The 19,658-nt window shown below is 45.5% G+C and carries 8 protein-coding genes; 5 read left to right on the plus strand and 3 right to left on the minus strand.

Annotation, left to right across the window (positions count from 1 at the left end):
- The first annotated feature begins 1 nt into the window (after position 1).
- The 4 genes from MHH63_RS27765 to MHH63_RS27780 all read left to right on the plus strand — a co-directional run bounded on the left by MHH63_RS27765 (position 2) and on the right by MHH63_RS27780 (position 10,738).
- Positions 2–7,969, plus strand: coding sequence for a polysaccharide lyase family 8 super-sandwich domain-containing protein (locus tag MHH63_RS27765; RefSeq protein WP_341172314.1), 7,968 nt, complete (start codon positions 2–4; stop codon positions 7,967–7,969).
- A gap of 162 nt (positions 7,970–8,131) precedes the next feature.
- On the plus strand, positions 8,132–8,839 hold the full coding sequence (locus MHH63_RS27770) for a DUF421 domain-containing protein (RefSeq protein WP_076184726.1): 708 nt from the start codon (positions 8,132–8,134) through the stop codon (positions 8,837–8,839).
- A gap of 108 nt (positions 8,840–8,947) precedes the next feature.
- Positions 8,948–10,444 carry an alpha-N-arabinofuranosidase gene (locus tag MHH63_RS27775; RefSeq protein WP_076281117.1) on the plus strand — a complete coding sequence of 499 codons (1,497 nt, stop codon included), beginning with the start codon at positions 8,948–8,950 and terminating at the stop codon, positions 10,442–10,444.
- Between the two features lie 12 nt (positions 10,445–10,456).
- The gene (locus MHH63_RS27780; protein WP_076100542.1) at positions 10,457–10,738 is read left to right on the plus strand and encodes a DUF6171 family protein; all 282 of its coding nucleotides are present in this window, start codon (positions 10,457–10,459) and stop codon (positions 10,736–10,738) included.
- A 49-nt stretch (positions 10,739–10,787) separates the two neighbouring features.
- Here MHH63_RS27780 and MHH63_RS27785 read toward each other — a convergent pair whose 3' ends face one another.
- From MHH63_RS27785 to MHH63_RS27795, 3 genes are all read right to left on the minus strand, one after another.
- A complete protein-coding gene (locus MHH63_RS27785) occupies positions 10,788–11,702 on the minus strand; it encodes an ArsR/SmtB family transcription factor (protein WP_076100540.1) in 915 nt (304 codons plus the stop codon).
- 191 nt (positions 11,703–11,893) lie between these two features.
- Positions 11,894–16,693, minus strand: a complete 4,800-nt coding sequence (locus MHH63_RS27790) for a LamG-like jellyroll fold domain-containing protein (RefSeq protein ID WP_341172315.1) — start codon at positions 16,691–16,693, stop codon at positions 11,894–11,896.
- 480 nt (positions 16,694–17,173) lie between these two features.
- Entirely contained in the window at positions 17,174–18,079 is a 906-nt protein-coding gene (locus MHH63_RS27795) for an ArsR/SmtB family transcription factor (RefSeq protein WP_076126270.1), read from the minus strand.
- 276 nt (positions 18,080–18,355) lie between these two features.
- Between MHH63_RS27795 and MHH63_RS27800 the strand changes: the two genes are divergently transcribed.
- Positions 18,356–19,600 carry an extracellular solute-binding protein gene (locus tag MHH63_RS27800; protein ID WP_036675642.1) on the plus strand — a complete coding sequence of 415 codons (1,245 nt, stop codon included), beginning with the start codon at positions 18,356–18,358 and terminating at the stop codon, positions 19,598–19,600.
- Positions 19,601–19,658 lie beyond the last annotated feature (58 nt).

Here is a 19,658-nt window from a genome sequence, read left to right on the forward strand (position 1 = left end):
AATGCGTAAACCAAGTCTATTTTTAGTATTAGTTCTCATTGTTGATCTTTTTTCTTCCTGTGGGGGAGTTCTTTATCCCTCGCATAGCAGGGCATCTGCGGCTGCATCAAATCTTATGCTTAACGGAAGCTTTGAGAATACAACGACAGCCCTTGACTCAACCTGGACAGGGGTTACAGACGCTGCTCCGGTGGGCTGGAGCTTATGGGTCCCTACAGGTAGCGGGAAAGGCACGAATAAAACAGCGAATATCAAGATAGACGCTGGCACTGCGCATGAAGGAACCCGGTCCATGCTGTTCGATGCCTTTGCCACAAGCAGGATTTCCATCAATCAGGGGGTAACTTCGGTTATCCCCGGTAAATCCTACAGGCTTAAAGTCTGGCTAAAGACGGACAACGTCACTGGACAGGGAGCCTACTTTAGAACACAGTATTACAATACTGCCAAAGTGGGAGATGGACCTTCCTCTCCCAAAATAACAGGCACACAGGACTGGAGTATGCAGCAAGTACTTCTAACTATGCCGGCTAACGCGACGAAGCTAGTCATCGAGCCTTTTTTGGAGACTGGAAAAGGAAAGCTATGGATAGATGATATCGCATTGGAGGAATATGCGGGTCTTACAGGAATTGTGCTAGACCGTACGGCCTTTTCTATGGTCAAAGGGGACACGGTTGCACTTCTGCCGACTTTATCCCCTATAACGGCGGTGGATAAAACGGTAGTGTGGACTTCGAGCAATCCAGAAGCTGCGACTGTGGACGCACTTGGTAATGTAATGGGTACGGGGATCGGTTCTTCGACCATCAAGATCGCCACACCGGATGGTAGCCTTGCAGCCGAATGTCTGGTTACTGTCGAAGCTCCCGACACGATACAGGCCTACAATAAACTGAGGCTGAAATGGTACGACCGATTAAGTGGTGGTCAATACGATGGGAGTGATCCTGATATAGCTGCTAGTATTAGCGCTCAGGCTGCATCGGTTGCTGCACTTTGGGAGAGTATGGATAAATCCTCCGGCCGCACCTCCTTGTGGAGTGATACCGCGAGCACTACAGATTCGCAGTTTATTACAAGCGCTTACAATCGCTTGAAGACTATGGCATTGGCCTATTCTGTGGAGGGATCGGAGCTTTACGGCAACAGCGTTTTGGCGAATGATATTGTAAGCGCAATCAATTGGATGTATACAAACCGCTATAATCCGAGCAAAAGCGCTTATGGGAACTGGTGGGACTGGGAGATTGGCACGCCGCAGATTGTGAATGATCTTATGGTGCTCATGTATGACCATCTAACACCGCAGCAAATCAATCAGTATCTTGCGGCTATTGATGCCTTCTGTCCAGACCCTAAAGTAGGGTCGGTGCTTGGCGTTAAGGGCACGAAGATGACGGGAGCAAATCTACTAGATAAAGCGCTTGTGGTCACGGTAAGAGGCGTGATTGGCAACAACAGTGCAAAGATCATTCAGGGCCGTGATTCCATTGGCTCCGAGTATGTGTACACGACCCATGGTGACGGTGTGTATAAGGATGGTTCCCTCGTTCAGCATAATAATATTGCCTATACGGGAGGATATGGTTCGGTCTGGTTCAAAGGGACGGCGGATATGTCTTATCTGCTGACCGATTCTCCATGGCCAATAACGGACCCGAATGTTCTGAACATTTACGAATGGGTGGCTCAGACTTACGAGCCGGTGATCTACAACGGTCAATTTATGGATTCGGTAAATGGCAGAGGTATATCTAGAAAAGGAAGCGGCAGCGCAAGAGGGTTAATTGTCACCTTGCTGCGGATGGCTGAAACTGCTCCGGAGAATATTGCAGTATCCATTAAGCAAGCGGCGAAAGAATGGATCTCAGCGAATATGACATCCGGCAATTATTATGAAGGGTTGTCGCTTGCCGATATAACGATTGTGAAAAAGCTGATGAATGACGGGAAGATCAATCCAAGAGGAGCTCTCATTAAGAATCAGGTATTCGCCGGCATGGACCGGGTGGTTCATCTACGCGAAGGTTACGGCTTCAGCTTGAGTCTGTTCTCGAATCGCATCTCGGCGTTTGAGAAAGGGAACAACGAGAACCTGAAAGGATGGTATACGGGGATTGGGATGACCTATTTATACAATCAGGATCTGACCCAATACCGGAATGACTTCTGGCCTACCGTCAATTCCTACCGCTTGTCTGGCACGACAACGGATGGATCGGGGCAGGGGATGGTGCCTGTGGAATGGAAAAGTTACATGAATCCGAAAACCTGGGTGGGTGGATCGTCGCTGGAAGGCCTATACGGTGCAGCAGGTATGGATTTCTCACTCTCCCAAGTGACCGGTAGCGATTTGCAAGGCAAGAAATCCTGGTTTATGTTCGATGATGAGATTGTGGCGCTTGGTTCGGGAATTTCTAAATCAACTGCCGGCCCGCAGTCTGTTGAGACGATTATCGATAACCGGATGCTTAACGAAGTGGGAAACAACAAACTTCTAATCAACGGAGCTGTAGAACCGTCACAGTCCGGATGGTCAGCGACGTTAAAGAACGTTCAATGGGCCCATCTGGAGGGTAATGTGCCAGGTGCCGACGTGGGCTACTATTTCCCTGAAGCTCCAAGTATACTGGCGCAACGTGAAGCCAGAACCGGCAGTTGGAAAGAGATTAATGCCACTCAATCCGATGTTCCCATTACACGCAACTATTTAAGCCTGGCAGTTGAGCATGGAGATACGCCTACGAATGGCTCATACTCCTATGTTCTGTTGCCTAATCGTGACATTTCAGGTACTGAGGATTACAGTGGCAACCCGGATATCGAAGTGCTGCGCAATACAGAGGATGTGCATGCGGTCAGAGAGAAGAAGCTGGGCATAACCGCCGCTAATTTCTGGAATCCAGGAACAGTAGATTCCATCAAGGCACTCAATCCAGCTTCCGTGATGATTCGGCAGATCGATCAGGAGCTTGTCGTTTCGGTGTCTGATCCTACTCAGTCGCAAAACCTATTGTCCCTGGAACTGGTTATACCGGGGTTGACACTGCTCAGCAAAGATAGCAAGACGGATGTAGTGCAAGCTTCGGGAAATACAGTTATAACGGTGGATGTGAAGAATTCTATAGGGGCAACGCATGTATTGAAATTTAATATTACTGAAGGAGAGACTCCAAAAGACGAATATGACGAGCTTCGTGGAAGATGGGTGGAGTATTTGACCGGAGGGCAATCCTTCGACCCGAATAACCCGGACATTGCCAAGTCTATAAAGACTTTATCCGATAAGATCAGTAATCAGGAGCGAACTGGATTCTGGGATACGATGAACAAGCAAATGAACCGTACTTATTTATGGAGCGATAAGCCGGGCAGCACAGCGGATGCTTTTGATACGGCAGCCTCTTATAACCGGTTGAAGGATATGGCTATTGCCTTTTCGACATCCGGCTCACCATTGTACGAGAATATGCAGTTGAAATCAGATATTCTGGATGGTTTAGATTTCTTATACGCGAATTGGTATAACGAAACTAAACTGGAGAAAGGCAATTGGTTCGAATGGGAGATCGGCATTCCGCTTGCTTTGGGAGATACGATGGCCTTAATGTTCGAGTATTTGTCAGCCGATCAGATTACCAAATATACCAAAGCCATTGATAAATTCTGCCCGGACCCAATCAAACGGACCAATCAACCCTCGTTGATGGAGACCGGCGCGAATCGGCTGGATAAAGCACTGGCAGTGGTCTTGAGGGGCATTCATAATCGTGACAGTGCGAAGATCAAACAAGGGAGGGATGCGGTTAGCCAAGTATTACCCTATGTGACCCGCGGAGACGGATTTTATGAGGACGGCTCCTTTATCCAGCATAATAATATTGCTTATACCGGCAGTTATGGGGCTGTATTGCTTGGCGATATGATGAAAATGATGACTTTGCTGACAGGGTCCTCTTGGCCGCTGACTGATACCAATATGAAGAATGTATACAACTGGGTAACGGATTCTTATGAACCTCTCGTCTACAGAAAATTAATGATGGATATGGTGTTCGGTAGATCGATAGCCCGGGGAAACCGGCAGCTCGTGCCTTGGTCGCATATTTTGCGGCTGGCTTCTTCCGCGCCACCGGAGCAAGCGGCCCGATTTAAATCGATGGTGAAGTATTGGTTCGAAGCCGATACGGTAGTAGAAAGTTATTACGACGGTCTAAGAGTAGCCGATATTGTTCTGCTCCAGACGCTTATGGACGATCCAGAGGTGCAGCCATCAGGAGACCTTACTGTGCATAAGCAGTTTTCGGCTATGGACCGGATTGTCCACCATCGGCCTGGATATGCCTTTGGGATCAGCATGTCTTCGGCCCGAATTGCCAACTATGAAGCGGGCACAGAGAATCTGAAGGGCTGGTATACAGGCGAAGGCATGACCTATCTGTATAATCAGGATCTGGATCAATATGCAGATGCATTCTGGCCGACCGTGAACGCTTATCGTCTGCCTGGGGTTACATCGGATGGGGCAAGTCGCGGTGCAGCCAAGACTACATCTAAAACATGGGTGGGAGGATCATCCATAGACGGCCTTTATGGAGCGGCCGGCATGGATCTGGATCCGGATAACAGCACATTGTCCGGTAAAAAGTCCTGGTTCATGTTCGATGATGAAATCGTAGCACTTGGGGCAGGCATTACAAGCACGGATAACCGCAAGGTGGAGACCATCGTAGATAACCGTAAGCTCAAGGCGAGCGGAGACAATGTACTTACGGTCAACGGAGAGGCCAAGCCATCCGCGCTGGGTTGGTCTGAGTCAATGAATCAGGTGCATTGGGCACATCTGGAAGGCAATGTTCCCGGCTCGGGAATCGGTTATTATTTCCCTGATGCCCCAACGATAGACGGTCTGCGTGAGTCTCGGACTGGCGCATGGAAGGATATTAATCAAGGGGGATCAACGGAGCCGATTACGAGAAATTATGCCAGCCTGTCGATTGCTCAAGGAACGAATCCGGTGAATCAATCGTATTCGTATGTGCTTCTGCCGAATCAGGATGAAACGGCGACAGCGCGCTACAGCAGTAGTCCTGACATCGAAATTATAGCCAACACGGATAGTGTGCAAGCCGTCAAGGAACAGAAGCTGGGACTTACGGCTATGAACTTCTGGGTACCGGGAATGATCGAATCCGTGCGCGCCAATCATCCAGCCTCCATTATTATCAAGGAGTCTGGAGATGAACTGACGATAGCCATTTCGGATCCGACACAGTCTCAATCTGTGGTGAATGTGGATGTCGGCAGAACCGCGCTGGAAGAGCTGATGAAAGATCCAACCGTAACGGTACTGCAGACCTCACCGAGGATTGAACTCGCAATTCATACCAGCGGGTCCAAAGGAAAAAGCCATGTTGTCAAGTTCAGAATTGATCCGAATGCCGAGCCTTCTGAGCCTTCCGATTCGGAACCAGACGAAGCGGCAATAACGAAGCTGTATGTTTCTGAAGATGCGTATGTCAATGGAGGATCGAAAGCTGCAGTCAATTATAGTTCGGTCAATTACTTGCAGATCAGAAATGGCAGCGGGGACACAGACAGAAGGGTTTATCTAAAATTCGATCTGAGTCCATTTCTCGGTGAAGTTGGTTCTGTGAAGCTGAATGTGTTCGGAAAGACAAATGACGGGGCAGGCACTTTGTCCGATATCGGTGTATTTGGAGTCCAAGATGATGATTGGACGGAGGCAACGCTAAATTACAATAATGCTCCAAAAATCGGTACTCAAGCTGCGCTGCAGACTTTTTCCGGACCGGAGCAGTGGCGGCAGTTCGATATTACCTCATGGGTTGGCACGGAGTTCCCTTCCGATCCGGTGATAAGTCTGGCTCTTAGGCAGGTAGGCTATAATCTCGCCACAGACATAAGAAGCCGTAAGAATGAGAATGGCAAATATGCCGCGTATCTGGAAATTTTGCCGAAAGATACAACACCTCCAGTCACGAAGGCTATCATACTTGGAGAAACAGGAGAAGGGGGCGCATATAAGGGCAAAGTCAATATCACTTTTGATGTCACCGACCAATCCAATGGGGGAGCTGTCGGCTGGGGAGTCAAGCGGACAGAATACCGGCTCAATGGTGGTTCATGGAGTACGGTTACTCAGAGCGTATATATCGAGAACCCCGGAACCTTCGGGATCGATTATCGTTCGGTGGATAAGGCTGGAAATGTAGAGCCTTTCCGACAGCTTCAGGTGACAGTCATGGAGCCTACAGAAAGAGTCTCAACGGCAATTAGCGGCCCGGAAAGCCTGGCTGTCGGGGAGACCGGAACGGCGGTTACTTCGGTAGTGTACAGCGATGGCAGCCGTTATATAGTAACCGAAGGTATAGTCTATGAGAGCAGCGATCCTAACGTCGCAAGTATAGGCAAAGATGGCCATATTGAAGCTAAAGGACCGGGCGTTTCGGTTATTTCATCCGTATATGACAACATGACCGCTTCCTATTTATTAAAGGTGTATGGACAACTGCCGGAGCTCGTCTCTATTTCGTTAAGCGGTCCGACATCCTTGGAAATAGGGCAGAGCGGTAAGGTGGTCACAACGGCGGTATATAGTGATGATAGCCTCCTTACGGTAACCGAGGGTGTGATCTACGAGAGCAGTAACAGGAAGGTAGCCACAGTAACGGCAACGGGGCAGCTGCAAGCACTTGATCCGGGCATGACTGTGATTACTGCAAGTTACGGAGGACGGCAGAGCAGTCTGAGGCTTCAGATTCTACAAGCGGAAGAGACTACTTCAACTGTTCCGAGTCCGCAACCACAAGTGCCTTCCGTACCGGAGGTAACGGCGGGGCGGCTGCAACTAAACGCAGCTTCGTTGAACGATCTTTCGGAAGCCATTGTCTACGAGGGTAAATTGAGAATGCTAGTATTGCCGGGGATGGCAACAGACATGCTCAAACAGAAGCCGCTTCGGGTAGAGGCTTCTAACTTTAATCTGACCCTTCCGGCAGCGGTGCTTCAACAATTGCGGGGTTTGATTCCTGCGGAGCAATTGGCCGGCAGCCAGATCTTTCTGGAGGCTTCTGAGGTGAATGGGGAAGCGGCGCAGAGAATACTAGCTAGCGCAGAGAAGAAATCTGGTGCAGTGCTAAACCAGGCAGGAGAGTTCCTTCTCTTTACCCTGTATATTGTTGCTGGTGACGGTACAAGAAGCATACTTTCCAAATTTGTTGAGCCCGTTACATTAGAGCTTAACGCCTACCCTGAGGCCAAAAGGAATTTGCTCGGCGGCTATTATTTTCCAGATTCCGGAAATATAGAGTATGCGGGCGGTTCCTGGCTGAAGGGCAAGGTGGCTCTGCGCACCGAACACTTAGGCACATATGCCGTGCTGGAATACAACAAATCGTATGACGATGTTCCTTCTGGACATTGGGCGGCGGCGGTTGTACAAGAGCTAACGGCCAAACATCTGATTCAAGGAGTCGGACTTCGGAATTTCGAGCCGAACCGCTCTGTGACCCGTGCAGAATTTACAGCTATGCTGATCCGCTTGCTAGGACTTGAAGGGAAATCATCTACAGCATTTGCGGATGTATCTGCGGATGAGTGGTATGCGGAGGAAGTGGCGCAGGCAGTAGAGGCGGGGATAGTCCATGGGGTGAGTGAGACTCGCTTCGCTCCAGAAGCCCCTATTTCCCGCCAAGAGATGGCGGTCATGGTGATGCGAGCCTACGAATATGTCAGCGGGAAAAAGGTGGAACCGAAGCCTGTAATCCAATTCGGTGACTTGCGTGCGGCTGCCTCATGGGCCCGTGAATCGATCATTGCTGCCCAAGCCCTTGGACTTATCCAGGGTCGAAGTGACCAGCAATTCGCTCCGGGAGGCTCAGCAACTCGAGCTGAGAGCGCAATGGTTCTATACAATCTTTTAGCAATTAAGACTGAAAAGTAAGAATTTGAAGCCAGGGCTTTGGGTAGGTTCAGTAGAACCATTCCAGAGCCCTTTTGGCGTTTAGAGAAATCGGCAGGTTTGGATGGGCAGAGCTTTCGTTGAGGTTTCATTTCTACTCGGTTTGTGAATAATGGAGGATTGAATAGGAAGGGAGCATTAGAGATGCAGGTGTATATGGACATTGTGCTTAGGGCCTTTGTTGCTATGATCATGCTTTTGCTGATCGCCAAAATATTGGGAAAACAAACGTTATCTAACTTGACCTTCCACGATTTCGTGACGGGTATTATATTGGGCTCAATAGCCGCGAACTTGGCGTTTAATAAACAGCTGCATTCTTCCTACATGATCCTGGCGCTTATAGTCGTTACCGTTACATCTTTTTTACTATCTATCATCGCTTTAAAAAGTCGTAAAATGAGAAGCTGGATTTCAGGTTCACCCACTGTACTTATTGAGGATGGGAAAATTCTTGAGCAAAATATGAAAAAGGTAAGGTATTCGTTGGATTCTTTGGATCAGGCCTTGAGAGAAAAGGAAATTTTTAATCTAGAGGTAGTAGAATACGCTGTGCTGGAAGATAACGGAATGGTGTCTGTATTAAAGAAACAAGAGTACCAATATGTTACCCGAAAAGATCTAAAGCTGTTGTCCGTTCCTCAGAGCTTTCCCGTTGAATTGATTATGGATGGAATAGTGCTTGCAGATAATCTTAAGGATAATGGCCTGACCCAAGAGTGGCTGGAGAACGAGTTAAGACGTAAGGGAAAACAAATTTCTGATGTGTTTTACGGGGTAAGAGGAACGCAGCAGCAGCTCATTTTTGACTATTATGAAGACGGGATAAAGAAACCTATTGATAAAGAATAGCTTTTGTTCATATTGGAGATTGACGGATACCTAAACAGCGTCTTATAATGTTTATATAATTATTAATTAGTTAATAAAAATATAAACGTTGAGAGGCGGTATTTAACCATGGCAGAACGTGCGATCCTTAATACTGACATTCGCAAAGGGACGATTAACAGAAATATTTACGGACATTTTTCTGAGCATCTTGGCCGTTGCATTTATGAAGGGATTTGGGTTGGAGAAGATTCAACTATTCCTAACACCAACGGTATTCGTAATGATGTCGTGAAAGCGCTTAAGGAAATTAAAATTCCTGTACTACGCTGGCCAGGCGGCTGTTTCGCGGATGAATATCACTGGAAAGATGGTATCGGAGCCCGTGAAGGTCGTGTACGTATGATTAACACTCACTGGGGCGGAACGGTTGAGAACAACCATTTTGGTACGCATGAATTCATGGAATTATGTGAGATGCTGGAATGTGAGCCTTACATTAACGGTAATGTGGGCAGTGGTACCGTTCAAGAGATGTCCGAATGGGTGGAGTATTTAACCTTTGGAGGCGTATCTCCAATGTCCGAGCTTCGCCAGCAGAATGGTCATCAAGAGCCTTGGGCTGTGACTTATTTTGGCGTGGGGAATGAGAACTGGGGCTGCGGCGGGAATATGCGTCCAGAATATTATGCAGATCTTTATCGCCAATATCAGACGTATGTACGAAATTACGGGGACAATCGTATTCACCGGATTGCTTGTGGTCCTAACGTGGATGATTATCACTGGATGGAGGTTCTGATGCGTGAGGCAACACGCTTTATGGACTCGATTACCCTGCATTATTATACAATTCCTGGTCCAGCATGGGAGAATAAAGGTGCAGCTACAGGCTTTGAAACGAGTGAATGGTTTAGTACATTAGAGAAAGCCCTTCGCATGGATGAGCTGATCACCAGACATGGCGTTATTATGGATAAATATGATCCGGATAAAAGAGTAGGTCTTATCGTAGATGAGTGGGGAACTTGGTATGATGTAGAGCCGGGGACGAATCCAGGATTCCTGTATCAACAAAATTCAATTCGGGATGCTCTTGTAGCAGGCGTGACCTTGAATATTTTCCATAAACATAGTGACCGGGTACGGATGGCAAATATTGCGCAGACGATTAACGTACTTCAGGCAGTTATATTGACCGAAGGGGAAAAGATGGTGCTGACCCCAACGTATCATGTATTCAATATGTTTAAAGTCCATCAGGATGCGGAGTTGCTGGATTTAGCACTGGAAAGTGGCACTTACAGCTTTGAAGGCCGTGAGATTCCTGAAGTATCTGCTTCGGCTTCCGTAACTGCTTCTGGAATCATCCATGTCAGTCTTTGCAACTTGAACCATGCTGCTTCTGCTGCTGTTCCACTTGAGCTTCGTGGTCTTTCCGGGAAGAAGGTTGAAGTGACAGGCACAACACTTGCCGGTGATAAAATTGATGCTCACAATACCTTCAGCCAACCGGAGGCGGTAGTGCCGCAAGCCTTCACTGCCTTCACTCTGGAGGGCGATCTTCTTAATGTTGAACTGCCTCCAATGTCAGTAACTGTGCTGGAGATTACGCCGAAGGCTTAAGGTGGTGTTACCATGTCAACAACATCAACATGCAAGGGATGCAGAGAGGATTATAAAGTTACGCCAACGCAGATTAATCGTATCTTGTCTTCTTCCATGTTTAAGCCAGAGTTTTGTGTTCCAGATGAAGTTTACGCTGAACGGGTTGCCCTTTGTGGGACTTGCCCTAAGCTGCACGAAGGGGTAACTTGCGTCGCTTGCGGCTGCATCATCCCCGTAGTAGCCAAGCTTAAGGAACGTAGTTGTCCATTGCCGGGGGGTGGCTTGTGGGGTCCCTTTATCGAAAAGAATTAAGCTAAAATAAGAGCCGCATTCGACTCTCCAATGGGAGGTGAATGCGGCTTTATTCTTGGTTATCCGTATAGAACAACTCAACGATTAGATCTTCATTATAATTTCCAAAACCTTTGCCAAAAAGAGTAATCCCGCCAATATGCTCGGCATCTTCATCTACGGAAAGCTTGAAAGACCACTGTTTGTCACGGATATTCACTTGATCAAGGGTAACTTCTGAGAGCTTCAAACCATCCATAAATGTACCTTTTGCTGTAATGCGCAGCTGCTTGAGCAAGCCGTATTGGTTCGTGAGTGCTGGCCACCAGGCCGGTGTATATTTACCACGGCTATCCCCGTAGTCACCGGGACTTGTCCAGAATCCAAGCTTCACTCCGTTCAGAGTGAATGTGATATCCGAAGGCCAATTATTATTAATGGAAGGTGCTTCGGAAGCAATTTCCATGGTTATAATCAGTTCCTCAGGATGCTGGCTGGAGAGGAGGAAATTAGGGATTTTATATTCGATAAATCCTTTGCCGAACCAAAGAATCCCCGCATTCATACGCTCAAGATCCCAGAAATAGCGGGGATCATCAAAACTGCCGATCACTTTCTCAGTAGTTGCAAGACCACAGGTTGGCTCGATCAGGAAGTCGGAGTAATGTCCAACCGGAATTTCCTTGCGATAACTTTTGCGCTCATTGATCTGTCTGCCTGGGAAGGTGATTTCTGCTCCTTCAGCAGCTAGAGTACAGATCTTTTGCAGACCACTTCGACCAGGTGCCATATGCGTCTGGATCAGTCCGGCAGCTTCCAGCTTACGCACATGCATAGTCATAATGGCGCTGCTCAAATTTACTGCTGCGGCCAATTCCTTAACATTCATAGGATTTTCGGCAAGCAAACGCAACATATGCAGGCGTACTGAGCTGGCTAAAGCTTCATAGACGGGAAGGGATTCTTCCGACAGGTCAAGTTTCATAAATGGCCTCCAATTAAAATTTATGGGCTAATCGCCGATGATTAAGAAATTTATTAATAACAATATAAAAATCGACGTTTATTTCGGATGTATAGTTAATGATTATATTAGTTAAATACTTTTTTTACAATATGGGACTTTAAAAAAGAACGGAGCCTGTGGCTCCGCTCTCTTTTCAAATCAAATCTTGCTTAATCTACGTTCGAGCTATACTCTGCCTGTACTTCATCTGACTTGAGCGCTCTGCTGTAAATCTTCAGTTCATCAATCATACCCTTAAATGGTGCATCCCAATAGTTGACGCCTAGAGCGAAAACGCCGTTTTTGTTCTTAAAGACATTCGGGAAGCCCTCACCAGAGAACTGCTCTACTCCGTTGAGGTAAACTTTTACGGTACCATTGCTGACCGTAAACGCAACATGTGTCCATGTATTTACTGGAATCTTCATGGCAGAAATAGCATCATACCAAGCTTCTCCGGACCATAACAACGTTTTACCGCCACCGTTCTGAGGAACGAAGCTAATCCAGCTATTTTTAGTGGCAGCGCCGAAGAAAGTAGTTGTTGCATCTGTAAGTTGTTCAGGATTTAGCCACATAGATACGGTGTAGGTATTGCTGTCAATTAATCCATCAGGCAAACGGATACCGGAGGTACCGTTGAATATTGCAGCTTGACCGAGGACACCGTTACCGTATGTGATATTGCCTACAGTTGGGCTATCTACTTTTGCTCCTGTAACTTCGCCTTTTCCGTTCAATTGGAAGGAGTCGTCCAGGTCGCCATCAAAAGCATAATGAGCTACTTTTCCATCAGTTACATTTACTGTGTAGCTGGCTGAAACTTCGCTTCCATCAGTCGCTGTTGCAGTAATTACAGCTTGGCCACCGACAGTTAGTGCTGTTACTATTCCGCTCGCTGCGTCAACAGCCACTACGCTGGAATCGCTAGAGCTCCAAGTTAGCGCCTTGTTTCCGGCATTGGTTGGAAGCACACTTACTTGAGGGGTGAAAGTATTTCCTACAGCTACTGATTTAACAGCTTCACTGAATGAAATATTACTTACTTTAATGTTCGTATCAGGCTCACCGTTTACAAGCCAGCCAACAGCTTCCGCAGACAATGCTCTATCATACACGCGGAACTTATCAACCAAACCTTTGTATGGTGCATCCCAGTAGTTCACACCAAGAGCAAATACACCGTTTTCTGTATCAAAAATATCTGTGAATCCTTTTCCGGAGGATTTCAATATACCATTTACGTACATATTGACTGTTCCAGCATTGTAAGTGAAGGCAATATGCGTCCACTGGTTAACTGGAATTTGTAAGCCTGTATCAGCATCTAGCCAAGTATCGCTACCGAACCAGAGTCTGGTGGTTGCTCCACCGTTTCCATATGGCAGGAGACTGAACCAGTTCGTTTCGGTTTTAGCACCGAAGAATACAGGAGTAAAAGCTTTTAATTCGGATGGGTTCAGCCACATCCCTACCGAATATGCGCTACTTTGAATTAATCCGTCAGGTAGACGAACACCGGATTTACCATCAAACTTGGCTGCCTGACCGTCTTTACCAGCCTCAAAAGTGATGTCTCCATCCTCAGTGTTGTTGATCAGATTTCCGGTGACTATGCCGTCAGCTGTGCGATCCCCATTTTCTGCAAGGTCGCCATCAAAGTCAAAGGCAGCTACTAAGCCGTCTTCCAGTTGCGTGCTCTTTTTTTCCATAACAACGGCGGTGAAGGTCTTAGTTACTGCGACTTCGCCTAGCTTAATTGTAGCAGTCAGTTCAACTGTAGCGTTTCCAAGTCCAAGTTCAGGACGAGTAACCTTACCATTGTTGCCAATTACGGCCTCATTGGAAGAGGACCATGAAATTTCTGCTCCGCGCAAGCCTTCCGTAGGAAGGGTGATGTCATCGTATATTTTTCTTGTGTCACCAATACTCAAGCCTGCAGCAATATTGTTCAAAATCTGCTCAACGCTCATCGATTCCATCTGGCTGCCCCAGATAGTGATCCCTTGATCTGACATTGCGGTGAACGTCATAACATGCTGTTGGCGTGAGGAATCCCATTGCTTCACAAATACACCTTTGTAGAGATGTTGTACGGTGCTTCCATTTTCCGTTTCGTTAATGAGCAAATGAGCGAAGTACTCATCCTTCAATTCCCAAGTTCCGGTTAACGATCCAACGATCGTTCCGTCACTTTTTAGCTCGATATCTACTGTAGGTTTGATAATGCCTGAAACATCCTTGCCGTGGTTAACGAACTGATAAGAGCCGACAACATTATCCCGTGCTACAGCCCCAATAGTTTCACCCGTGTAACGATGTACGGCAGTTACTGGCCAGCCATCTTCGTTAGTGAACATTTGATGCACACGAAGTTCATGGGTTTCACCACGGAGTGGGAAACGAGTGTGGAAGAAGTTAAATATTTTACCCGTTTCATCATCATATTGTACCGAGTTATGTCCTGAGGACACATAACCATACGTTTGGAAATTCGGGTCTGCATTTTGATTTGTAAACATGAAGTTTCCTAATAGCTTATTACCATATGGTGTGTTGTCACCATCGGTAGTTAGAACAGCATTCTGTCCTGCTGCATCCGTATAAGGGCCGTCCGGATTTGTTGAACGGAACTGCCGCATGCTGTAACCGCCTTTGGAGTCAAGTCCACCGTAAGTTACATACAAGAAGTAGTAACCAGTCTCCTTGTCGTAAACGATATACGGACCTTCACCCGATTTGGTCATTCCGCCAGAAATATGGGTTCCGAAATAGCGGTCGATAATACGTCCATCAGCGGTCTTTCCATCTTTGCCTGGATATTTAGGTTCTCCGGTAGCTGGATCAATCTCCAGAATGAATATACCACCTGACCATGAACCATAAGTCATCCAAAGCTTGTTGTCTTTGTCGTAGAAAATAGTTGGGTCAATTGCATTTGTATAGGTTTTGTTTTGATACAAACCACCTGCATTAAACCAATCTGGATTGACACCTTCCAACGTTCCATTGTCGATAAGGTCCTTGATATTTGTATTGTCCCATTTCTTATTTACTTTACTGTCACTGTCATAAGCCTCTTCCTTGGTGAAACCGGAATAAATTACGGTATTTCCATAAGTATAAGGCCCTTCGATATTTTGCGAAGTGGCGTAGCCAATCGCCGAACGGATATAAGTAGAAGAAGCGCTGTAATACATCATATAAGCGCCAGTTGTTCCATCAGCGTTCTTATAATCGTTATTCCAGAATACGTCCGGTGCCCAGATGGAGAATCCGCCTTTACTGTCCGAATCGTTCTCGCCAGCCCATTTAAAGGATTCTGCCAGATTCTTGGACAGATCACCAAAAATCACGTTGCCCGGTGTTGCATAACCATTAGTGAACTGTGTCCAGTTCATCAGATCATCTGATTTGGCCGCATCGATATGGGAGCCAAATACATAATAAGTTCCATTATCCACTACCACCGATGGATCATGTACCGAGACATTGGTGAGTGCTGGTGCAGTTGCTCCCGGACTAGGTGTAGCCGTTGGGGCCGGAGTAGCTGTCGGATTTGGTGTAGCTGTTGGATTTGGTGTAGCTGTCGGATTTGGTGTAGCCGTTGGGGCCGGAGTAGCTGTAACTTCCGGAGCCGATGTAGCAACAGAACCGCCGTTAGATCCACCGGTACCAGTGGTTGCCGTAGCCGTTGGAGTTGGTGTTTCAAAATGGATTAACTGACTGTACTTGCTATCAAAGATAACCTTACCCGTGCCTTGGATGGTTAGGATATCGTTGAAACCAAGGATTAGATTCTTGATTTCTGTACCTGCTTCTACACGCAGCTTGGCTTTTTGCTTCAGTGTAACTTCAGCAATACTGCCTGCTGTCAGATGGAGTGTAGGCTCTCCCAACGCTTGAAGCTCAACGGAATCAAAGCTTCCTTTCAGCTTGAGGATGGAATCCTTAGGCAGCTTATTCTCAACAATAACCCGGCTGAAACCTGCCCCCGTTAGTGCATCTTCCTCTAGTATTGCGCCGGAATGTACACGTACGTTTGGTACAGCACTTGTGCCTCTAGTAACGACTCGCAGCTTGCCGTTATGCTTATCTACTACCATTTCAGCAGCATTGGAGTCGCTTAGTACGACACTGTTCTCACCGCCACCAGAAACGAATACTTTTCCCTTAACAGTGACATTATTCAGTGTGACATCGCCCTCAGCAATACCTTCGGTAAGGTAGAGATTCCCTGAGATTGTGGAGTTTTTCAACTCTACGCCTGGGCTGCTGATAACCATATTCCGAGTGTTAATCCCCGAATAGCTTCCGCTCTTAGGCGTGATTTCTCCGCCAAGCTTCTCAATCATGCGCAGTGCTTCCGCTCTTGTTACAGCCTGAGTTCCTTTAAAGCTGCCGTCAGTGTAGCCTTGCAGATAACCTTCACCAAGTAAAGACAATACTGCTTCTTGGCTCCATTCTGGCAAATCAGCAGCATCCTTTGGTGCAGAAGTGCCAACAGATGAGTTGAGTTGGAACAGTCTAAATAACATTACTGCAGCTTCTTGCCGACTTACTTGCTGTGCGGGTCGGAAGGTGCCATCGCTGTATCCTGTTACATATCCTGCAGCGGTTGCTTTTTGGATATCTCCGTAATAAGCACCTGTCGTGGAAACATCCGTGAAGCCTATATCGGCTTTTTCCTGCAAATTAAAGACCCGATTAACCAGAGTAACCCACTCTGCACGGTTGATTTCTTGATTTGGCTTATATATTCCGTTTCCGTAACCCAGAATCAAGCCCTTATCTACCCAGGTTTGAAAATCTTTTTGTGCCCAGTGGCCGGAATAATCGGCAGTTTGTTGCTGAGTGGATAATGCGACTGCTTTGGAATCGCTTGCAGAAGCAGCAGAAATTAATGGAGCAGGCACTAATAGAGTGAGGGCAAGCAGGGAAGCGGTTAGTTTACCAGTAGTTTTTCTCAAATGTATGTTCCTCCGATTCTAGTGATGTAGAGCTTGTACACGCGTATTTTTCCAATTCCTCCCTTCTTTACTGAAAAAAATGTAAAACGCTTACATAAATAGCTACTAAAAAAACGCTTTCGAATATGAAAATGGTTTTAATTTATGTATTACTAAACCATAACACGGAAAACGTTTTATAATGCTCTCATTTTAAGCATGATATCAGCAAATAGTCAAATAGAAATTTAATGATTTATGAATCTTTTTATATTTTTATAAATTATAAATTCAAAATAGAGGCAAATGATTTAACTACTGGTGATTACTGCTGAAGTGGATAAGAGTGAAATACAGTGAATGGATGACTAGGCGGGATATATCAGCAAGATAAAGAGGGGGGATAGGGCATAACAGGTGGGGGGGAGCTAAAGAAGAATAGCTAATTAGTTGTTCACCCCCGCAAAAAAACCAGTTTTGCTTAGATCATAAATGAAAAATTTACAGATAGTACAACTTGAAAATGATATCTTGATCATGGTTTCCAAATTTTTTTCCGAAAATCGTTGCTCCTCCTACGTGTTTTGCATCTTCCTTCACTTCGATCCGAAAGGTCCAACGATCACAATTAGTATCTAAATCCTCAATCGAAACCTGAGACAGCGGGTCACCGTCAATATAAGTTCCATTGTGGTTTGTAATTCTAATCGTTTTTAGCAATCCGTATTGATTGATATTGTGTGGCCACCATTCCGGTGTGAATTTACCTCTAGCATCAGCGAAATCTCCGGGGCTCGTCCAAGTCCCTAATTCCAAGCCATTCAAAGAAAAGGTGATGTCTGAAGGCCATACGTCATTAGCAAAGGGGAATTCGGAAGAAAGCTCTAAGCTAATCTCAAATTGCTGTAGGGTTTCCTCTTTTTTTAGGAAATTAGCGATATTATATTGCACATAACCTTGCGTGAACCAGAGAATCTCTGCGTCCACTCTTTTAGAATCCATGAAATACTTAGGTTCGTCTACTCTGCCGATAAACTCCTTATCCGTAGCAAGTCCGCAAGTAGGTTTCAGATCATAATCGGTATAATGACCAATCGGCACTGATGTCTCGTAGGAGGCAAAGGAGTGAAAGATTTTTTTCGGGAAGTTAATCTCAATATGATCCACCCTAAGGATTGAGATTTTTTGCATTCCTGACTTACCAGGCACCTTTTCAGTTTTTATGAGCCCTGCATCTTCTAGTTTTTTAATGTGTTTGGTAACGATAGGACTGCTTATTTTAAGTTCTTCTGCCAAATCTTTGATGTTCATCTTATTTTTGGAGAGCAACTGAATAATTTTGATGCGTACTTCACTCGCTAAAGCTTCGTAAACAACAAGAGAGGATTTGTCGATTTCCAACTGCATTTTACCCACTTCTTTCAAAGTTATTTCATATACTGTAAAGTTTATTAATCTATATATAAAGTAACATGAAAGGTAACCGAAGTAAATATAATATCGCTTTCATCTCCGAGAGATGAATCAAAAGGTTAATTAAACGAAAAAAAATTCTGTTAAGTTTATTTAAATGTTATTGACTACGCTTTCACAATGAATGTATACTAATCTCAAGTTAATCGTTTTCAAAGAAAGTGAACATGAATGGTTATCTTAACATTACAGCTGCAGGGGGAGAGAGTAATGAAAAAGAAATTTGGAGTTTTATTAGCAACGGTTCTAACATTATCGACAGTTTTGGCAGGATGCGGTGGTAAAGATGATAGTAAGACGATTACGTTCTGGACACCGCTGACCGGTGATGACGGTGCTTATATGGATCAAATTGTTAAAAACTACAATGCAACGAATCCCGAAATCAAAGTAAAACATGTTATTACGGCTGATATGTACACAAAAATTTCTACAGTTTTGGCATCTAGCAAAGGTGTTCCTGATTTAGCAATTATCCACGCTGACCGTGTTCCTGGGTTTGTTAAACAAGGTGTACTAGAATCCATGCAAGATACCGTATTGCCAGCACAACCTGAACTGAAAGCTGAAAATTACTTACCACAAGCTTGGAACACTGGTAATATCGATGGAACTCAATACACAGTTCCTCTTGATATTCATAGTAACGTAATGTATTACAATAAAGATTTGCTGAAAAAATATAACGCTGAATCCTTCTTGGATGATAACGTTGTTACTATTGATGAAATGCTTTCCTTACAAGGTAAATTGGATGAAGGCGATTACGTAGTTAATGATGCCTTGCTGGGCTGGGTTATCTTGGCTCAAATTCAAGATTTGGGCGGGGATATCCAAGTCGATGGAAAACCGGCTGTTAATACCCCTGTATTTAAACAAGCGTTTGAAAATGTTAAGAAGATCGCTGATGCTGGCCTGATGACTCCGTTTGGTGAAGACGGTTACTTGATGTTCCAATCTCAAAATGTACTTTTCTCGACAGACGGAACTTGGAGTTCTACAGCACATGCTGGGGTTGAAGGCTTGAACTTTGGCGTGACCAATGTTTATTCTCCTACTCCTGATAAATTCACCAACAGATCTTCTTCTCACTTGTTCGCTATGTTGAAAAATGATAAGAGAACAGACGAAAAAGAAGTGGGTATTGCTAACTTCTTGGAATATGTTCGTACGAATTCGATGGAATGGGCAAAAGCTGGACAAAACGTAGCAAGTAACGTAGTTAACCAAAGCCCTGAGTACAAAGACTATATGCAATCCTTCTTTACATCTGATGAAAAAGAAATCGAATCCCTATACATTTACACCTATGAATACTACCCATACATTGCGGAAGCTGTAGATACTTACTGTGCGGATATCGTGCGTGGCAACGTTGATATTGATGAGACTTTGGCAACGATGCAAAAATTTGTTGAAGATAAAATTGCGGAAAGCAGCAGTGCAGCAAAATAAAGCAAAATAGAATAGATTGTACGAAGTAATGTGCCATGTTATGGTGCATTACTTTGTG

It is taken from the genome of Paenibacillus sp. FSL H3-0310, assembly GCF_038002785.1.
Classification (GTDB): Bacteria; Bacillota; Bacilli; order Paenibacillales; family Paenibacillaceae; genus Paenibacillus_AQ; species Paenibacillus_AQ odorifer.

Coding starts and splice junctions, on each gene's coding strand:
- MHH63_RS27765 (WP_341172314.1), top strand. CDS start 2: ATGCGTAAACCAAGTCTATTTTTAGTATTAGTTCTCATTGTTGATCTT.
- MHH63_RS27770 (WP_076184726.1), top strand. CDS start 8,132: ATGCAGGTGTATATGGACATTGTGCTTAGGGCCTTTGTTGCTATGATC.
- MHH63_RS27775 (WP_076281117.1), top strand. CDS start 8,948: ATGGCAGAACGTGCGATCCTTAATACTGACATTCGCAAAGGGACGATT.
- MHH63_RS27780 (WP_076100542.1), top strand. CDS start 10,457: ATGTCAACAACATCAACATGCAAGGGATGCAGAGAGGATTATAAAGTT.
- MHH63_RS27785 (WP_076100540.1), bottom strand. CDS start 11,702: ATGAAACTTGACCTGTCGGAAGAATCCCTTCCCGTCTATGAAGCTTTA.
- MHH63_RS27795 (WP_076126270.1), bottom strand. CDS start 18,079: ATGCAGTTGGAAATCGACAAATCCTCTCTTGTTGTTTACGAAGCTTTA.
- MHH63_RS27800 (WP_036675642.1), top strand. CDS start 18,356: ATGAAAAAGAAATTTGGAGTTTTATTAGCAACGGTTCTAACATTATCG.